Raw genomic sequence first — 15,199 nt, forward strand, 5'->3', positions numbered from 1 at the left:
TCCGCCTCGCGCAGAATCTTCACCATCTGCTCTTCCGTAAACCGACTCTTCTTCATGGGGGCTTCCTTTCCGTCGGAAGCCATTCTCTCTCAAGAATCAGTCGGTCCGAGAATCGGCCAGCAGGTCACAAGCACTCCGGCGTTGACTCCGCTCGGGGCGCGGCGTAGATGCTCGGGCGTGCCGAAGATCGTCGACCACGAGCAGAGCCGCGCCGAGTTCGCGCAAGCGGTGTGGCGCGCGATCGTCGAGCTCGGCATCGAGAACGCGACCGTGCGCACGGTCGCGGACTACGCGGGCTGGTCGGTGGGGCGCCTCTCGCACTACTTCGCCACGAAAGACGACCTGCTCGAGTACGCGATGGACTTCATCGGCGGCGAGATGCAGCGCCGGTTCGACGGACATCTCCGAAAGCTCCGCGGACTCGCCGCATTACGAGGGGTGCTCGGCGAGGTGAAGCCGACCACGAAGCACGCGCGCGAGGAGTGGGTGTTCTGGATCGCGTTCTGGGGGCGTGCGACGCGGAACCCTCAGCTCGCCTCCTCGCAGAAGCGCCGGCATCGAGCATTCCGCAGCGTGATCGTGCACTGCCTCGAGCAAGCGCGCGGCGACGGCGAGCTCGCGCCGCGGCTCGATCTCGAGGACGAGGCCGCAGCCATCGCGGCGCTGTCTTGGGGAATCGGCGTGCTCGCGACGTTCGAGGCTCGCGCGCTCACGACGAACGACATCGAGCGCGAGCTCGATGCTAGAATCGATCGCCTGAGAGCGCGCCCAAGGAGAAAGAGATGAAGCGCCTCGGGCTCATCGGATCCGTCGCGCTCGCGCTCGCTTGCGGCGGGCCCATCGGGCCGCTCGCCGGGGGCGAGTTATCAGGGACTGCCGCGACGGCGGCGCTCGAGCCCGCGCTCGTCGAGGACGTGACGCAAGTTCAGCTCGAAACGAACCCCGACGCGCCGCACTCCGTGAACACCTGGATCGGCGCCGCGAGTGGCGCGGTCTACGTGCCGACCTCGATGATCCGCGGCCCGCTCTCGCCCGCGGAACGGGACTGGGTGAAGAACGTGCAGGCCGATCCGCGCGTGCGGCTGCGCGTCGACGGCACGCTCTACGCGCTGCGCGCGACCCGCGTCGAAGACGCTGCCGAGTACGAAGCCGCGCGCGCGGCGCTCGAAGCGAAGTACGAGCTCGGCGCCGACGACATGGACCCCGCGCGCGAGATCTGGCTGTTTCGCCTCGAAGCGCGCGAGTAATCAGGCGAGCGCGAAGCCCACGTAGCCCTGCGCGGCGATCTCGTCGCACTTCGCCTTGTATCGCGGGAAGCCGAGGTACGGCATGAACACGCGCGGCTTCCCGGGGATGTTCGCGCCGAGGTACCAGGAGTTGCAGGTCGGGTAGATCGTGCGGCCGGCGATCTCGTTGACGTGCGCGACCCATTCGTCCTCGGCGGCGCGCTCGGCTTCGATCCGCGCGAGGCCGTGCGCGCGCATGTGCGCGAAGCAGTCCGCGAGCCAGTCCACGTGCTGCTCGATGCCCATGATCATGTTCGCGAGCACCGAGGGGCTGCCGGGGCCGGTGATCGTGAAGAAGTTCGGGAAGCCCTCGGTCGCGAGGCCGAGCAGCGTGCGCGGCCCCTCGGCCCACTTGTTGCGGAGCTCCGCGCCGCCGCGCCCGCGAACGTCGATTCGGAACAGCGCGCCGGTCATCGCGTCGAAGCCGGTCGCGAGCACGAGCACGTCGGCGGCGTACTCGCGCCCGTTCGCGCGCACGCCCGGCGGCGTGATCTCGTCGATCTGCGACTGACTGATGTCCACGAGCGTCACGTTCTCGCGGTTGAACGTCTCGAAGTAGCCCGTATCCGCGCACGGGCGCTTGCAGCCGATGAACGTGTGGGGCGACAGCAGCTCCGCCACGGCGGGGTCGCGCACCGTCTCGCGGATCTTCCCGCGAATGAACTCGCATACGGCGTCGTTCGCTTCGGGGCTCGTGAACACGTCGGCGTAGGAGCCCACGAGCCCGAGCCCGCCGATCTGCCAGCGCTTCTCGAACTCCGTGCGCCGCTCTGCGGGCGTCGCGTTCGCCCAGAGGCTCGCGTTCGGGTCGAAGTCGAGACCGAAATCTCCGCCGGCGTACGGCTTGCGAAACTCGGCGTAGGTCCGCTTCACCTCCGCCTGATAACTCGGCTCGAGCGGCGCATTGCGCGACGGCATCGAGTAGTTCGCGGTGCGCTGGAACACCGTGAGGTGAGCCGCCTGCTCGGCGAGGATCGGGATCGACTGCACCGCCGAAGAGCCGGTGCCGATGATCGAGACGCGCTTGCCCGCGAGGTCGACGCCCTCCTCTGGCCACTGCCCGGTGTGCACGATGCGGCCCGCGAAGGTGTCGAGGCCATGGAACTTCGGCGTGTTCGTCGCCGAAAGGCAGCCCGTCGCCATCACGACGAACTGCGCGCTCACGCGCTCGCCGCTCGAGAGCGCGACGCGCCAGCGTGAGGCCGCTTCGTCCCAGTGCGCCGACTCGACGCGGGTGTTGAACTGGATGTCGCGCCGGAGATCGAAGCGATCGGCGACGTGGTTCGCGTAGCGAAGAATCTCGGGCTGCGTCGCGTAGCGCTCGCTCCAGTCCCACTCGAGCTCGAGCTCGCGCGAGAACGAGTAGGAGTACGCGAGGCTCTCGACGTCGCAGCGCGCGCCTGGGTAGCGATTCCAGAACCACGTACCCCCGACGCCGTGGCCCGCCTCATACACGCGCACCGAGAAGCCGTCGCCCCGCAGCCGATGCAATGCGTAGAGGCCGCCGAAGCCGGCGCCTACGACGACTACGTCGTACGCGTCCGCAAGCTGCGTGCTCGTGCGAAACGAAGCGCTCACTGCCGGTCCTCTGCGGGCAAGGCTACGCCCTGCGCGCGCGCGCTTGCCAGTGCGTGCGGCAATGCGACGCGGAGTTCTCATACATTGCGCCGCGCGGAGCTTCGCAGGGGCTCGCGCTACTACGCGAGGAACGCGATGACAGGCTTGAACGGGAAGGTCGCGCTCGTGACGGGCGCCGCGAGCGGGATCGGCCTCGCCTGCGCGCGAGCACTCGCCGGCGAGGGTGCGCGCGTCTTCGTCGCGGACGTGGACGAGCGCGGTGCGCGCGACGCATGCGCGACGATCGCAGCCGCTGGCGCCGCGGCATCTGCGCTCGCGCTCGACGTCACCGACGAAACGGCGTGGACGGCGGCCATCGCGCGCGTGCGTGCGGAGGCTCGCGCGCTGCACGTCCTCGTGAACAACGCAGGCATCTGCATCGCAGCGCCGTTGCTCGAGCTCTCGTACGCCTCGTGGCGCCGCCAGCTGGCGGTGAACCTCGACGGCGTCTTCCTCGGCACGAAGGCCGCGCTCCCGCTGATGGTCGCGTCGGGCGGCGGCTCGATCATCAACGTCTCGTCGGTCGCGGGCCTTCAGGGAGCGCCGGGGCTCACCGGTTACTGCGCCACCAAGGGTGGCGTGCGGCTCTTCACGAAGGCCGTCGCACTCGAATGCGCGCAGGCGCGCAACGGGGTGCGAGTGAACTCAGTGCACCCCGGCGGAATCGAGACGCCGCTTTGGGCGAAGATGGCGAGCGACGGCCTCGCTCCGCCGGCAGGCGACCCCGTCATTCCCTCGCGCATGGCGAGCACGCGCGAGGCGGCGCTCGCCGCGACACCACTCGGTGTCGTCGGCACGCCCGACGACATCGCCGCGGGCGTCGTCTACCTCGCGAGCGACGGCGCGCGCTTCGTGACCGGCACCGAGCTCGTGATCGACGGGGGCGCGTTCGCGGGCTGAGCGCCCGCTTCGATTCGAAGGGAGACCCGCATGAGCGACTTCACCCTGCAGCACCTCTATCACACGATCATCAACTGCAGGGACATCGAGGAGTCCGTGCAGTTCTACCGCCGGCTCGGCTTCGAGGTCGTCTCGGACCGGCGCGACGCCGTGTGGCCGAATGGCAGCGGCGTGTCGTTCGGCCTCGGCGACACCGCGGGCCGCGGTGTGCTCATGATCCTGCCGAGCGATCCGAACGGACCGATGATCGACTTGATCGAGTGGCTCGAGCCGAAGGCCGACTTCCCCGAGCCTTCTCCTTCGCGCGTGCCGCGCGTGATCGCGTTCCGCACGCGCAACGTGCCGGCCGCGCATCGCGCGCTCGCGGCGCAGGGCGTGAAGTTCACGACGCCCGAGCCCACGTCGATCCCGGCCGCGGGCATCGTCGCCTGCGCGTGTTGTTATGACCCGAACGGCAACATCGTCGAGCTGATCGAGCTCGAGCCGGGCCTGCGTCACTCGCGCATCAAGGAAGTGTTCACTCCGCCCGCGAAGGCCTGAGGACGGATCGCGCGAACACCGCGCCGGCTGCGCCTCGCTGCCCGCGGCGAAGCGCCGCTTGCGCGGGGTGTCGCCTCGGGGATTCGCGAACACCGCACACCGAGGGTCAACGAGACCGAGGCCACTGTTCGATCTCCGCTCGGCTGCGCCTCTCTGCGCGCGGCGACGCGCCGCTTGCTAGGCCCCGCCCTTCACCTTGCTCATGATCTGCTCCGCGCTCTGCCGCACGGCCTGCATGTGCGGGCCCGCTTGGAGATCGCCGCCGGTGCGGACGGTCGCGCGCGCGCCGCGCGCTTCGAGCGCGGTGTGCACGAAGCGTTTGTTCACGCTGAGCACGGCGAGGGGCGTCTGCGCCATCGCGCTCGCGATCTCGAGCACGCGCGCGTCGAGCTCGTCCGGCGCGAACGCGCGATTCACGAGGCCCACGCGCTCGGCTTCTTCGCCCGTGTACACGCGACCCGTGAGATGCAGCTCCATCGCGTGTCGCGGCTGCAGCATCACGGGAAACCACGCGAAGTCCGGCAGGCCGGCAATCTTCAGTACGGGGTGCGAGAGCTTGGCGTCACTCGCCGCGTAGGCGAGGTCGCACGCGCCCACCAGCTCGAGGCCGCCCGCCATCGCGAAGCCGTGGACCTGGGCGATCACCGGCTTCGCGAGGTCCCACAGCGACATCCAGCCCTCGCTCACGTGACGCGCCCACTGCAGGCCCACGTTCGCGGTGAAGTACGGCTGGTTCGCGAGCAGGTCGCTCTTCAGGTCGTAGCCCGACGAGAAGCACGGCCCCGCGCCGCGCACGATCGAGACGCTGATCGCGTCGTCGCGGTCCGCAGCCTGCAGCGCCGCGAGCAGCTCGGCGCGCAGCTCGTTGGAGATCGCGTTGCGCTTGTCAGGGCGATTCAGCGTGATGCGGCGCACGCGGGGCGCGGGGTCGTCGACGAGCAGCGTCTTGTATTCCGTCACGGGAGCCTCCGGGTCGGGCACGCTATCGCCGAAACGTACGGTCGGGAGCGAAGCGCGTGATCGAGCTCGATGGACAGCTGCGCGAGGCGCACGGCGGGCGCACGAAGCCCGTGGTGGTGCACGCGTTCGAGGACGGCGAGCTGCACGTCGAGGGCGCCGGCCCGACGCGCTCGCTCTCGGCGAAGACGCTGCGCATCGGCGCGCGCGCGAAGGACGGCTCGCGCGCAATCGCGCTGCCGGATGGCGCCACGCTCGCGCTGAACGCCGACGACGAGCTCGAGCTCTGGGTGGCGCGCGTGCAAGGCGGCGAGGCAGGCGCAGCCGCCGTGCGCACGCGGCGCGCGCTGCGCGCGGCCGGCTCGATGGCCCTGACAATCGGCCTGATCTTCGCCGTCGTGAAGTTCGGCGTGCCCGCAGCCGCCTCGCTCGTGGCGCGCGGCCTCCCGCACGCGGTAGACGTGAAGCTCGGCGAGAGCGTGGCAGACACGATGGACGCGTCGTTCGGGCCGAGCGAGCTGAGCGAAGCGCGCCGCGCCGAGATCCGCGCGCTGTTCGGGCGGATGCGCAGCTTCGCGCCGCTCGCCGTCGAGCCGCGCCTCGAGTTCCGCGCGGGCGGCGCCGAGGTCGGCGCCAACGCGTTCGCGCTGCCGCACGGCGCGATCGTCGTGACCGATGAGCTCGTCGCGCTCGCAGAGAGCGACGACGAGCTTGCCGCGGTGCTCGCGCACGAGCTCGGCCACGTGCATCACCGCCACGGTGTGCGCGCGCTGCTCCAGGCGCTCGGCATCGGCGCGCTCGCGGCCGGCGCGCTCGGCGACTTCAGCGGCCTCGCTGCCGCCGCGCCCGCGCTGCTGCAGCTCTCCTACTCGCGCGAGTTCGAGCACGAAGCCGACGGCTTCGCGCAGCGCATCCTGGCCGAAGCCCAGCTCGACCCCCGCGCGCTCTCGCGCATGCTCGCGCGCCTCGAAGCCGCGAGCGGCACCGGCGCGATCCCGGCGTACTTGTCGACGCATCCGCCCGCAGAAGAGCGCGGCCTCACGCTGGATGGCCCGCGGTGAGCTCGCCTCTCTCGCGCGCGCTCCTGGTCGCCGCGCCGTTCCTTGCGCTGATGCTCGTGACGAAGCTGCCGAGCTTGCGCTTCGAGCATCGCGAGCCCGACGAAGTGATCTACTGGACCGTCGCGAAGCACCTCGGCGAGCACGGCCGCTACACGCTGCGCGGCGCGCCGTTCCTCTCGAAGCTCTCGCGGCGCATGTACGACAAGCCGCTCTTCCACCACCCGCCGCTCTACCCCGCACTGCTCGCGCCGTTCGCAACGCGCGAGCTGCGCCGCGAAGCCATCGCGATCTCGGTGCTCGGCCACGCGCTCGTGATCTTCGCGGTCGCGCTGATCGGCGTGCACTTGCACGCGCGGGCCGAGAGCGATGAGCCGCCACTGCGAGCGCTTTGGATTCCTTTGCTGGGCGTCACGCTCGACCCGGTGTTCGTGCACGTCGCGCGAAAGCTCTGGATCGACGCGTTGGTGGGCGGCCTCGCGACGCTTGCTGTCGCGCTCGCGATCGTGGGCGCCCCGCGCGAGCGCCGGCGCGTGTGGCTCGCGGCGTCCGGCATCGCGCTCGGCCTCGCCGCACTCGCGAAGCTGCCGGGCCTGCTCGCCGCGGGGCCGATCGCGCTCGCGGTGTTGTTACGGAGCGCGCCGCTGCGCGCGCGCCTCGGCGATCTCGCCTGCGCGGCGGCGCCCGCAACCCTGCTGCTTGCTCCGTGGCTGCTCACGTTCTTCGCGACGTACGGAACCTTCATGCCGTCGTGGGTGCAGGCCGACGCCGAGACGATGCGGCGCTTCCCGATGATTGCCGCAGCCGCCACGAAGCCGTGGCACTTCTATCTCGCGAAGCTCGCGGTCTGTGCGCCGGTCTTCGTCGTCGGAGCCGCAGCTTTCGCGTGGAAGCGCGCGAGCGCGCCGCGCAGCGCCGAGAGCTGGGCGTTGCTCGCTTGGCTCGCGCTCGGCATCGCGGTGTTCACGTTGTTAGGCGTGCGCGGCCACAGCTACCAGCTGCGCTACCTCGCGCCGCTCAGCGCCGCGCTCTACGCGCTACCCCTCGCGCTTCCGCTCTGGTACCGCGCGGGCGATCGCCGCTCGCTCCGAGTCGCCGCGGCGGTGGCGATCGCGTGGGCTGCGGCCGGAGCGGCGCCCTATCTCGTGAATGGCCGTCCCGACGAGTTCGTCGGGCTCGCCGAGAAGCTCCGCTGGCTGACGCTCTAGAACCCTCTCGGAATTCCGGACCGAGCCCGGCGCGCCGATTTGGCCGGCTGGCCAGGCGCGCGTTCGAGATGGGTTCAGTCCAGCCAGCCGCTCACGGTCGCCGGGATTCTCGCGCGCAGCTTTGCCGCATCTTCGGGCAGCAGGAAGCGCCGTTCGATCAGCCGGTTCAACCGGCGCAGGTACGGGCGCCAGAAGCGGCCGTGCGTCGGGTACAGCGCGCGCAGCTGCGCCTGCGAGAACGGCGTGACCGCACCCGAGAGTCGGCACACGAGCCCGCCGATCGGCTGCAGAAAGTCCGGCAGCGTGGGGTCGACCGTGTTGTTAGGCGTGTAGGTCGCCACCGGCACGTCGAGCTCCGGGAGGCGCAGGCCGCCGACCGCGTTGCCGTACGCGTCGCGCACGAGGTCGCCGTTCGCTTCGGCGAGCTTGTCGACGACGGGCAACGGCGTGCCGCGGTCGTGGCGCTGCTCGAGGGCCTCCCACATCGCGTTGTAGCGCCGAAACGAGCGCCGTCGGCAGCATGCCCGCGGGCAGCGCAACGCCGAGCACTTCCTCGCGCGCTTCCCCCGAGGCGCGCAGAGTGATTACGGACGTGAGCCGCGGCGGCACGCCGTCTTCGAGCAGGCGGTGCACCTCGACATCGACGCGATTCTCCGCGGGCCGCGCACTCGGCGCGGCGCCGGCGTCGCGCAGCCAGAGCGAGCCGCCTTCGGCGCGCCGCGGTCGCGCGATGCGCGCGCCGTTCAGCGTGAGGTCGACGATGCCCGTCTCGAGCGGCACCGCGAGCCCGGGCGGCAGCGCGTTCCACGCGAAGCGGCCGCTGAGGCGATGCACGCCGCGCGCGAGGCGAACCGAAGGCGCGCCGCGATCGATCACGCCCATGGCTGCGCCGTCCGCGCGCACGTCTTCAGGCCACGCGCCTGCGCCGCCGGGCAGCGGTACGTCGCTCTCGATCGCGACGAACACCTCCTGCTCGAACGTGCCGCCGCGCGCGTCGAGTGAGAGCGAGAGCCGCCCGGGCCACACGCAGCTGCGCGCGCCGGCGCCCGCGAGCATCGGACACGTCTCCGCCTCGGAGCCGCGCAGCGCCCAGTCGATCCAGGGCCGCAGCGGCTCCGGCACGTCTTCGCGCGCGAGCGGCTCTCCCGCGGCTGCGAGCGAAGTGATTAGGGCGAGCGTGAAGGCGGCGAGCGCGCGCATCGCATCTCCTCGAAAGGACGAGGCGTGCGAACCCCGCGCGCGAGCGCGAGTTCCGCAGGCACGCGCGCACTCTACTCGCGCGCGCAGTCTGCGACGCGCCTCGCAGCCCAGGCCGTGTAAACGCAACGTAAAGGCGAGCGCCGCTCGCCTCGCGTCAGCGCTTCTTCGAGAGATCCGGCGCGTTCTCGATGCGCGCGTGCGCGAGCGCCTTCTTCTTCGCGCCTGCGAGGTCGTAGTACCTGCGCGTCACGATGCGCTGCGCGTAGAGGCCGCCGCCCGCCTGGATGTTCGTCACCGCCTTCCAGCCGCCGAGCGAGTCCGCCGTGAGATCGCGGATCGCGTGGAACAGCCGCATGCGGTACTCGCCGTCGACGCCGGGGCCCGTCGACATGTACTTGCGCACGAGGTGGCCGACCTCGCCGTTCTCGAGATCGGCCATCGCCGGCGTCGTAACGACTGCGCCGCCCGCGATGTCGTGCAGGTGGCGAACCATCAGGTTGTAGTTCGCGGCGCCGTAATACTTCGCCGCGTTCGTGTAGAGCTCGTCGGGCGACGCCGCGCCTTCCGGCGTGATCGAGCAGTTCGCGATCGCCGCCTCGAGTCCGGCGCGCAGGATCGTCGCGTGAATGATCATCTCGGAGATCTTCTCGCGGATGTGCGGCTCGCCCGCGAGGCCGTTCGCCTCCGCCATCAGCTGCGCGAAACCGACCAGCTGATCGCCCTCTTCCACGAATGCGGAGAGCCCGCCGAGGCGCTCCCACAGGCCGAGCGAGTGGGCAAAGATCGCGGCGTGGCGCGTCTCGCCGTCGAGGAACACGCGCTCCTCGGGCACGAACACGTCGTCGAAGATCACGAAACCTTCGGGCATGTGGTGATGCGCCGAGATCGGGAACGTGCGCGCGTCGCCGCCGCGCGGCGCGTAGGTCGTGTTCACGATGCGCACGCCCGGCGAGCTCACCGGCACCACGCACGCGATCGCGTACGCCTCTTCGCCCGCCTTCATCGCCTTGGTCGGAATCGTCATCAGGTCGTGCGCGTACGACGCGCCCGAGATGTGCAGCTTCGCGCCGCGAATCACGACGCCGCCGGGCTTGCGGTCGACCACGCGCACGTAGGCGTCGGGATCGTGCTGCTTGCCGGGCGCGAGCGAGCGGTCGCCCTTCGCGTCGGTGATGCACTCGACGATGCGGATGTCGTCCTTCTGCGCGCGATCGACGTACGCGCCGATGCGCTCCACGTACTTCGGGCAGTCGCTGATCTTCGCCGCAGCGGTCATCAGCGTCATGATCGATTGATAAGTGACGTTCGCGACGAGATCGGCCTGGTGGAGGATCGGGATGCGGTCGCGCAGATCCTGCGCCGAGCGCGCCACGCTCATCAGCGGGCTGCGCGCGTCGGGTCCGGGCGCGTAGAAGCGGTCGTAGGTGGCCGCGATCTCGTTCACCGTGTGGCCGAGCACCGGGTCGCCCTCGATGTCGTCGATGCGCTTGCCTTCGAAGTAGGTCGCGCGTCCGTCGTTCAGCGAAGCCTTGTACTGCGCGCCGGTCATCATGGGCGGAGGTGCTCCTCGTTGTAGGAGCGCGACGTTAATGCGCCGCGCGGACGTTTCGCCGCTGCGCGGGCCAGGTCGCAGGTGGCCTGGGGGGTCCAGGAGCACGGTCGGGACTCCATGAAGTCTCGGAGTCCGAGTCCGTCCGACTCCGAGATTTCGTGGGGCCCCGGTGATCAGTCACTTCGCACGAAGAACTCGCGTCGTTTCACGACAAACACCGCTAGCTGGGCGAGCGCAAGCAGCGTCGCCCAGGGAACTCCCGAGAGGTTGAAGACCGCCAGGCCCAACGAGCACCAAAAGAACCAGCGCGATCGATAGTTCGTGAACAAGACGGTCAGCAAGCTGATCACAGCGCCCAGAGATCCGAACAGGCCGGCGAATAGAACCTGCGGAAGCGCTGCTCCAATCGCGTCTGCGAGCTCCCTCGCGTTGGCCGTACCGGCAGCCGACATCTCTTGAAACGCGCTGAAGACCTCCGCGAGCGCTACGGCAAGGGCGATCGGGGTCGCGACTTGAAGCCCAGTGCCCACGATCGCCGCCGTGCGGGCAATCGGATGGCGAACGCCCAGCTGCTCGCTCAGAACACCACCGGCAACGAGATCGCGGTGCGGAAGCTGCCGCCCGTGATCTTGGGCGCCGGCGCGTCTGGGTCGCGACGCAGGTTCGGGAGGCGTTTCAGTAACAACTCGAGCGCGGTCTCGAGCTCGAGCGTCGCGAGGTGCATGCCGAGGCAGGTGTGCGCGCCCATCGCGAAGGCGATGTGCGGCTTCGCGGGGCGGTGGATGTCGAACGCGTCGGGGTTCTCCCAGCGCTCGGGGTCGCGGTTCGCGGCGCCCACGATCGGCGCGACCGCGCAGCCCGCCTTCACCGGCACGCCGCACAGCTCGGTGTCGCGCGTGGCCCAGCGCGAGAACGCGACGAGCGGCGGCTCCCAGCGCAGGCCCTCCTGCACCGCCTGCGGAATCAGCTTCTTGTCGCGCTGCACGGCGTCGAGCTGCTCGGGGTTGTTCAGCAGCGCGCACATCAGGTTCGAAAACGCGCGCGCGGTCGTCTCGAACGCCGCTGGCGAGAGCAAGCGGATGAACGGGAGGATCTCCTCCACGCTGAGCCGGGCGCCGTCGAGCTCGGCGTTCGCGAGCAGCGTGATGAGATCCTCGCCCGGCTTGCCGCGCGCGGCTTCGATGCGCGGCGCGAAGTAGTCGGCGAGCGCCTTGCTCGCGTGCAGCGCCTTCGTGGCGCCCGCTTCGCCGGAGAGGATCTCGATCGCGAGGCGCATGTACTCGAGCCGATCGCGCTCCGGCACATCGAGCATGCCCGCGATGATCGCGAGCGGGAACGGAAACGCGAACTCCCTTGTTAGGTCCGCACGGCCCTTCGGCGCGATCGCGTCGATGAGTTCGTTCGCGTATGGCACTACGAGCTTGTCGCGCCAGAGCTCGAGCGAGCGGCGCGTGAACGCTTGCTGCACGAGCGCGCGATAGCGGGTGTGCTCGGGCGGATCCATCTCGAGGATGCTGTGCCCGAACACTTTGCCGACGACGTTCGCGTAGCCCGTGGACGAGTAGGTGCGGGAGTCGCGGAACACCTGCGACACCGCGTCGTAGCCGAGCGCGAGCAGGGAGCCGTCGCCCATCGGACTCGGGAGCACGGGGCCTTGCTTCCGCATCGCGCCGAAGAACGCGTACGGATCGGGTGGGCCCAGCGAGCCAATTTTCGAGAACTCATCGAACAGCGGGTCGAGCGCGGCGGCTTCCACGGCAACTCCAGTGACTAAGTGAGACCGAGCAGCGCGCGCCCGTTGTCGCGCATCATGGTGCGGATCGCGGCCTCGCTCGTTCCGGCAGGCAGGTAGCTCGGGTACGCAGCCGGCTCGGGAATGCCCTCCGGGTGAGGCCAGTCCGATCCGAATAACAAGTGCTCGGGCTGCAGGAACTCGAACAGCAGCGCGTGATCCTCTTCGGGGAACGGATTCACGCGCACGTGCGCGCGGAAGATGTCGCTCGCCTTGTCCTTCGGGCGCCCGCCGATCCACGGCGAGTGCGAGGTGGCGGAGCGCTGCGCCTTGTCGAGACGTTTGATCAGGTAGGGAACCCACGCGCTGCCGCACTCGATCGTGGCGACCTTCACGCTGGGGAAGCGCCCGAACACGTTGTCGAAGATCAGCGCGCCGAGCGTGTGCATGATCGGCGCCTCGATGAACGCGAACGCGTTCTGCCAAGCGCTCTGATGGTGCGAGCGCGGGCGCGGCGCGTGCCCCCACTGCGTCGACAAGAGCTCGTTGTAGCCGGACTCGGCGGCGTGGTACGCGACCGGCACGCGCGCCTCGGCGAGCCGCGACCACACGGGATCGAAGTGCGGGTCGCCGGGGCTGCGGCCGTTCACCGGACCCGCGAGCAGATGCACCATGCGCGCGCCTCGCGCGAGCAGCGAGTCGAGCTCGCGCACGGCGAGATCGACGTCGATCAGCGAGAGCAGCGGCACGCCGATGATCCGATTCTGGTACGCGAAGCCCCAGTCTTCTTCGAGCCAGCGATTGAACGCGCGCGCGCTCGCGAAGGTCGTCTCGGCGTCGTCTCGCAGTGCGTGCTCCCAGGTCACGCCGAACGTCGGAAACATCAGGCACGTCTCGACGCCCTGCGCGTCCATCACCGCGAGACGCGCCGCGCGCTCCTGATAAGCGGGCTGCATCGGCTTCAGGAACGACGCTGCGGTCCCCTCCCCGTTCGCTTTCAGCATGTCCGCGAGGCGCCCGGGCGGCGGCACCAAGTCGAACGTGGGCGGCGTGAAGTGATGCTTCACGCCGGCGACGAAGATCGTGTCCTTGCCGCGCGCGTCGGTCTCGACGCGCACCGCGCGCTCGCGGTGCTGCGGCTCGAGGTAGCGCGTGAAGGCGTCGCGCGGCTCGTAGTAGTGATTGTCCGCGTCGAAGATCCCGAAAGACGCCTGCGCCATGTCGGCCCCTTCGCGAGGCGAGCCAGCATACGCCAGGCCGGAGGGGCGCAGACGGGCGGTGATAGGCTGCGCTGCGTGGCCCGCTTCGACCTCATCTACGAGACGATTCAGTACTCGCCCTACTTCGGGACCGACGATCCCGATCTGCCCGCGCAGATTCGCGGCGCGGCGAAGGCGGGCTTCGCGGGCATCGGCGTCGATCATCGCGGCACGCTCTCGCACTTCACGCAGAAGCGCGGCTCGCTGCGCGACATCGCGGAGCTGCTCGGCGAGCACGGCCTGCGTTGCTTCGCGGTGCAGGACCTCACCGTGACCGAGGACGAGCGCGAGACGCTCGAGCTCGCGGAGCGATGCAGCGAAGCTGCCGCCGCGCTGCGCGCGGAGTGGGTGCACTGCTGCTTCACCGCGCCGATCCGCGACGAGACGCTCGCGCTCTTCCGCCGCGCGCTCGAGATCGCGCGGCCCGCCGGCGCGCGCTTCTCGCTCGAGTTCCTCGCGTGGGGCGAGATGAACGACGTGGCGCGCACGCGCGAGGTGATCCGCCGCGCCGCGCAGCCCGACGTCGCGATGCTGGTGGACACGTGGCATGCGCGGTTCGGCCCGACGAGCTGGGAGGATCTCGCGTCCCTGACGACCAGCGAGCTCGCCTACCTCCAGTTCGACGACCACCCGCGGCTCGCGAGCGACGACCTGTTCAGCGAGACGATCGACCGGCGCGCGCTGCCGGGCGAGGGCGAGCTCGACCTCGCGCGCTTCGCGCGAATCTTTCGCGACAAGGGCTATGCCGCGCCGGTGAGCGTCGAGGTGCTGAACCGCGAGATGCGCTCGATGCCGCGCGAAGAGTTCGCGCGCCGCGTGTACGAGAGCGCGATTCGCTACTGGAGCTGAGCGATGCGTCGAGTCGTTCTCGCACTGCTGCTCGTGCTCGCCGCCGCGATCGCGCTGCCGCCGCTGTGGTTCGCGGTGTTTCCCGTGAAGCCTCCCTCGCTTTCCCCGGCGGAGAACTTCGCAACGCTCGCGAGCGGCGCGCGCATGCACTACGTCGAGCGCGGCGAAGGGCCGGCGGTCGTGCTCGTGCACGGGCTGCCGGGCCAAGCGAGCGAGTGGCGCGAGACGACCGAGCTGCTCGCGGCGCACGGCCGCCGCGCGATCGCGCTCGATCGCATCGGCTACGGCCACTCGGACGCGCGCGCGGGCGACGACTTCTCGTACGAAGCGAACGCGCGCGAGCTGCGCGAGCTACTCGCGGCGCTGGACCTAACAGATGCGACGGTCGTGGGCTGGAGCTACGGCGGCGGCACTGCGCTGACGGCGGCGCATCAAGAAGCGATGAGCGCGGGTGAGCAGCGCATCGCGCGGCTCGTGCTGGTCGGCAGCGTGGGGCCCAGCGATGGCCCCTCGGGCCCGCCGCCCGCGTTCGCGGCAGTCTTCTCGGTCGTGATTCGCTGGATGCGTCTCATTCCTCCGGCCGGCCAGTGGCTGCAGCGCACGATCAGCGAGCGCGCCTACAGCGGGCAGCCGCAGCCTGCGTGGTGGCTGCCGGGAGTCGCCGCGAACATGGCGCAGGAGAAGGCTCGCACCGCGTACGTACGCGAGGGCGCGCTCGCCGCGGCTGCGACGCTCGATAGCGCGGGCCTCGATCTCCCCATTCTCGTCATCCACGGAGACGACGATCGCCTCGTCCCGATCGGCGTTGGCCGCGCGCTCGCGAGTAACAACTCGCACGCCGAGCTCGTGGAGGTCGCGGGCGGAAGCCACATGCTGCCCGTGACGCACGCGGAGCTGCTCGCCGATCGCATCGCCGTGTTCAGCGCGCCGCCGCCCGCTGACGAGCCCGTGATGCTGCCCGGTGCCGAGGGCAACGCGCCGCTCGAGGAGCCGGTGGAGTGGATGGACTCGCTGGCCGCGCGCGCACGCTGAGACAATCAG

Annotated in this window: 16 protein-coding genes; 8 read left to right on the plus strand and 8 right to left on the minus strand. The window is 70.2% G+C overall.

The genetic code is table 11. The features are described from left to right. The first annotated feature begins 177 nt into the window (after positions 1–177). Positions 178–786 carry a TetR family transcriptional regulator C-terminal domain-containing protein gene (locus FJ091_19140; protein ID MBM4385475.1) on the plus strand — a complete coding sequence of 203 codons (609 nt, stop codon included), beginning with the start codon at positions 178–180 and terminating at the stop codon, positions 784–786. Next, the gene (locus tag FJ091_19145; GenBank protein MBM4385476.1) at positions 783–1,247 is read left to right on the plus strand and encodes a nitroreductase family deazaflavin-dependent oxidoreductase; all 465 of its coding nucleotides are present in this window, start codon (positions 783–785) and stop codon (positions 1,245–1,247) included. The genes FJ091_19140 and FJ091_19145 overlap by 4 nt, the downstream gene beginning before the upstream one ends. Here FJ091_19145 and FJ091_19150 read toward each other — a convergent pair whose 3' ends face one another. After that, positions 1,248–2,945, minus strand: a complete 1,698-nt coding sequence (locus FJ091_19150; protein MBM4385477.1) for an NAD(P)/FAD-dependent oxidoreductase — start codon at positions 2,943–2,945, stop codon at positions 1,248–1,250. It lies immediately after the preceding gene. A 54-nt stretch (positions 2,946–2,999) separates the two neighbouring features. On the opposite strand from FJ091_19150, the gene FJ091_19155 reads away from it, so the two are divergent. After that, positions 3,000–3,803 carry a glucose 1-dehydrogenase gene (locus FJ091_19155; GenBank protein ID MBM4385478.1) on the plus strand — a complete coding sequence of 268 codons (804 nt, stop codon included), beginning with the start codon at positions 3,000–3,002 and terminating at the stop codon, positions 3,801–3,803. A 30-nt stretch (positions 3,804–3,833) separates the two neighbouring features. Continuing rightward, a complete protein-coding gene (locus tag FJ091_19160; GenBank protein MBM4385479.1) occupies positions 3,834–4,343 on the plus strand; it encodes a VOC family protein in 510 nt (169 codons plus the stop codon). A 177-nt stretch (positions 4,344–4,520) separates the two neighbouring features. On the opposite strand, the gene FJ091_19165 is transcribed toward FJ091_19160, so the two are convergent. Then, positions 4,521–5,303: an enoyl-CoA hydratase/isomerase family protein gene (locus FJ091_19165; GenBank protein MBM4385480.1), complete on the minus strand. Its 783-nt coding sequence runs from the start codon at positions 5,301–5,303 to the stop codon at positions 4,521–4,523. A gap of 56 nt (positions 5,304–5,359) precedes the next feature. Between FJ091_19165 and FJ091_19170 the strand changes: the two genes are divergently transcribed. Together FJ091_19170 and FJ091_19175 are read left to right on the plus strand one after the other, a co-directional pair. Beyond that, complete coding sequence (locus tag FJ091_19170; GenBank protein MBM4385481.1) at positions 5,360–6,361, plus strand: M48 family metallopeptidase; 1,002 nt, start codon at positions 5,360–5,362, stop codon at positions 6,359–6,361. Next, a complete protein-coding gene (locus FJ091_19175) occupies positions 6,358–7,566 on the plus strand; it encodes a hypothetical protein (GenBank protein ID MBM4385482.1) in 1,209 nt (402 codons plus the stop codon). Before FJ091_19170 ends, FJ091_19175 begins: the two co-directional genes overlap by 4 nt. Positions 7,567–7,640: 74 nt before the next feature. Here FJ091_19175 and FJ091_19180 read toward each other — a convergent pair whose 3' ends face one another. From FJ091_19180 to FJ091_19205, 6 genes are all read right to left on the minus strand, one after another. Continuing rightward, positions 7,641–7,913 (minus strand): hypothetical protein, encoded by a 273-nt coding sequence (locus tag FJ091_19180; GenBank protein ID MBM4385483.1) that lies wholly within the window; start codon positions 7,911–7,913, stop codon positions 7,641–7,643. Next, positions 7,888–8,766: a hypothetical protein gene (locus FJ091_19185; protein ID MBM4385484.1), complete on the minus strand. Its 879-nt coding sequence runs from the start codon at positions 8,764–8,766 to the stop codon at positions 7,888–7,890. Before FJ091_19185 ends, FJ091_19180 begins: the two co-directional genes overlap by 26 nt. A 154-nt stretch (positions 8,767–8,920) precedes the next feature. Then, complete coding sequence (locus FJ091_19190) at positions 8,921–10,318, minus strand: 4-hydroxyphenylacetate 3-hydroxylase (GenBank protein ID MBM4385485.1); 1,398 nt, start codon at positions 10,316–10,318, stop codon at positions 8,921–8,923. 173 nt (positions 10,319–10,491) lie between these two features. Beyond that, positions 10,492–10,848 (minus strand): hypothetical protein, encoded by a 357-nt coding sequence (locus FJ091_19195; protein ID MBM4385486.1) that lies wholly within the window; start codon positions 10,846–10,848, stop codon positions 10,492–10,494. Between the two features lie 47 nt (positions 10,849–10,895). After that, positions 10,896–12,074, minus strand: coding sequence for a cytochrome P450 (locus tag FJ091_19200; GenBank protein ID MBM4385487.1), 1,179 nt, complete (start codon positions 12,072–12,074; stop codon positions 10,896–10,898). A gap of 14 nt (positions 12,075–12,088) precedes the next feature. Then, positions 12,089–13,270: an amidohydrolase gene (locus tag FJ091_19205; GenBank protein MBM4385488.1), complete on the minus strand. Its 1,182-nt coding sequence runs from the start codon at positions 13,268–13,270 to the stop codon at positions 12,089–12,091. A gap of 75 nt (positions 13,271–13,345) precedes the next feature. Between FJ091_19205 and FJ091_19210 the strand changes: the two genes are divergently transcribed. Both FJ091_19210 and FJ091_19215 read left to right on the plus strand, forming a co-directional pair. Further along, positions 13,346–14,158: a sugar phosphate isomerase/epimerase gene (locus FJ091_19210; GenBank protein ID MBM4385489.1), complete on the plus strand. Its 813-nt coding sequence runs from the start codon at positions 13,346–13,348 to the stop codon at positions 14,156–14,158. 3 nt (positions 14,159–14,161) lie between these two features. Further along, entirely contained in the window at positions 14,162–15,190 is a 1,029-nt protein-coding gene (locus FJ091_19215) for an alpha/beta hydrolase (GenBank protein ID MBM4385490.1), read from the plus strand. Positions 15,191–15,199 lie beyond the last annotated feature (9 nt).

The sequence above is a fragment of the Deltaproteobacteria bacterium genome, assembly GCA_016875395.1.
Lineage (GTDB): Bacteria > Myxococcota_A > UBA9160 > UBA9160 > UBA6930 > VGRF01.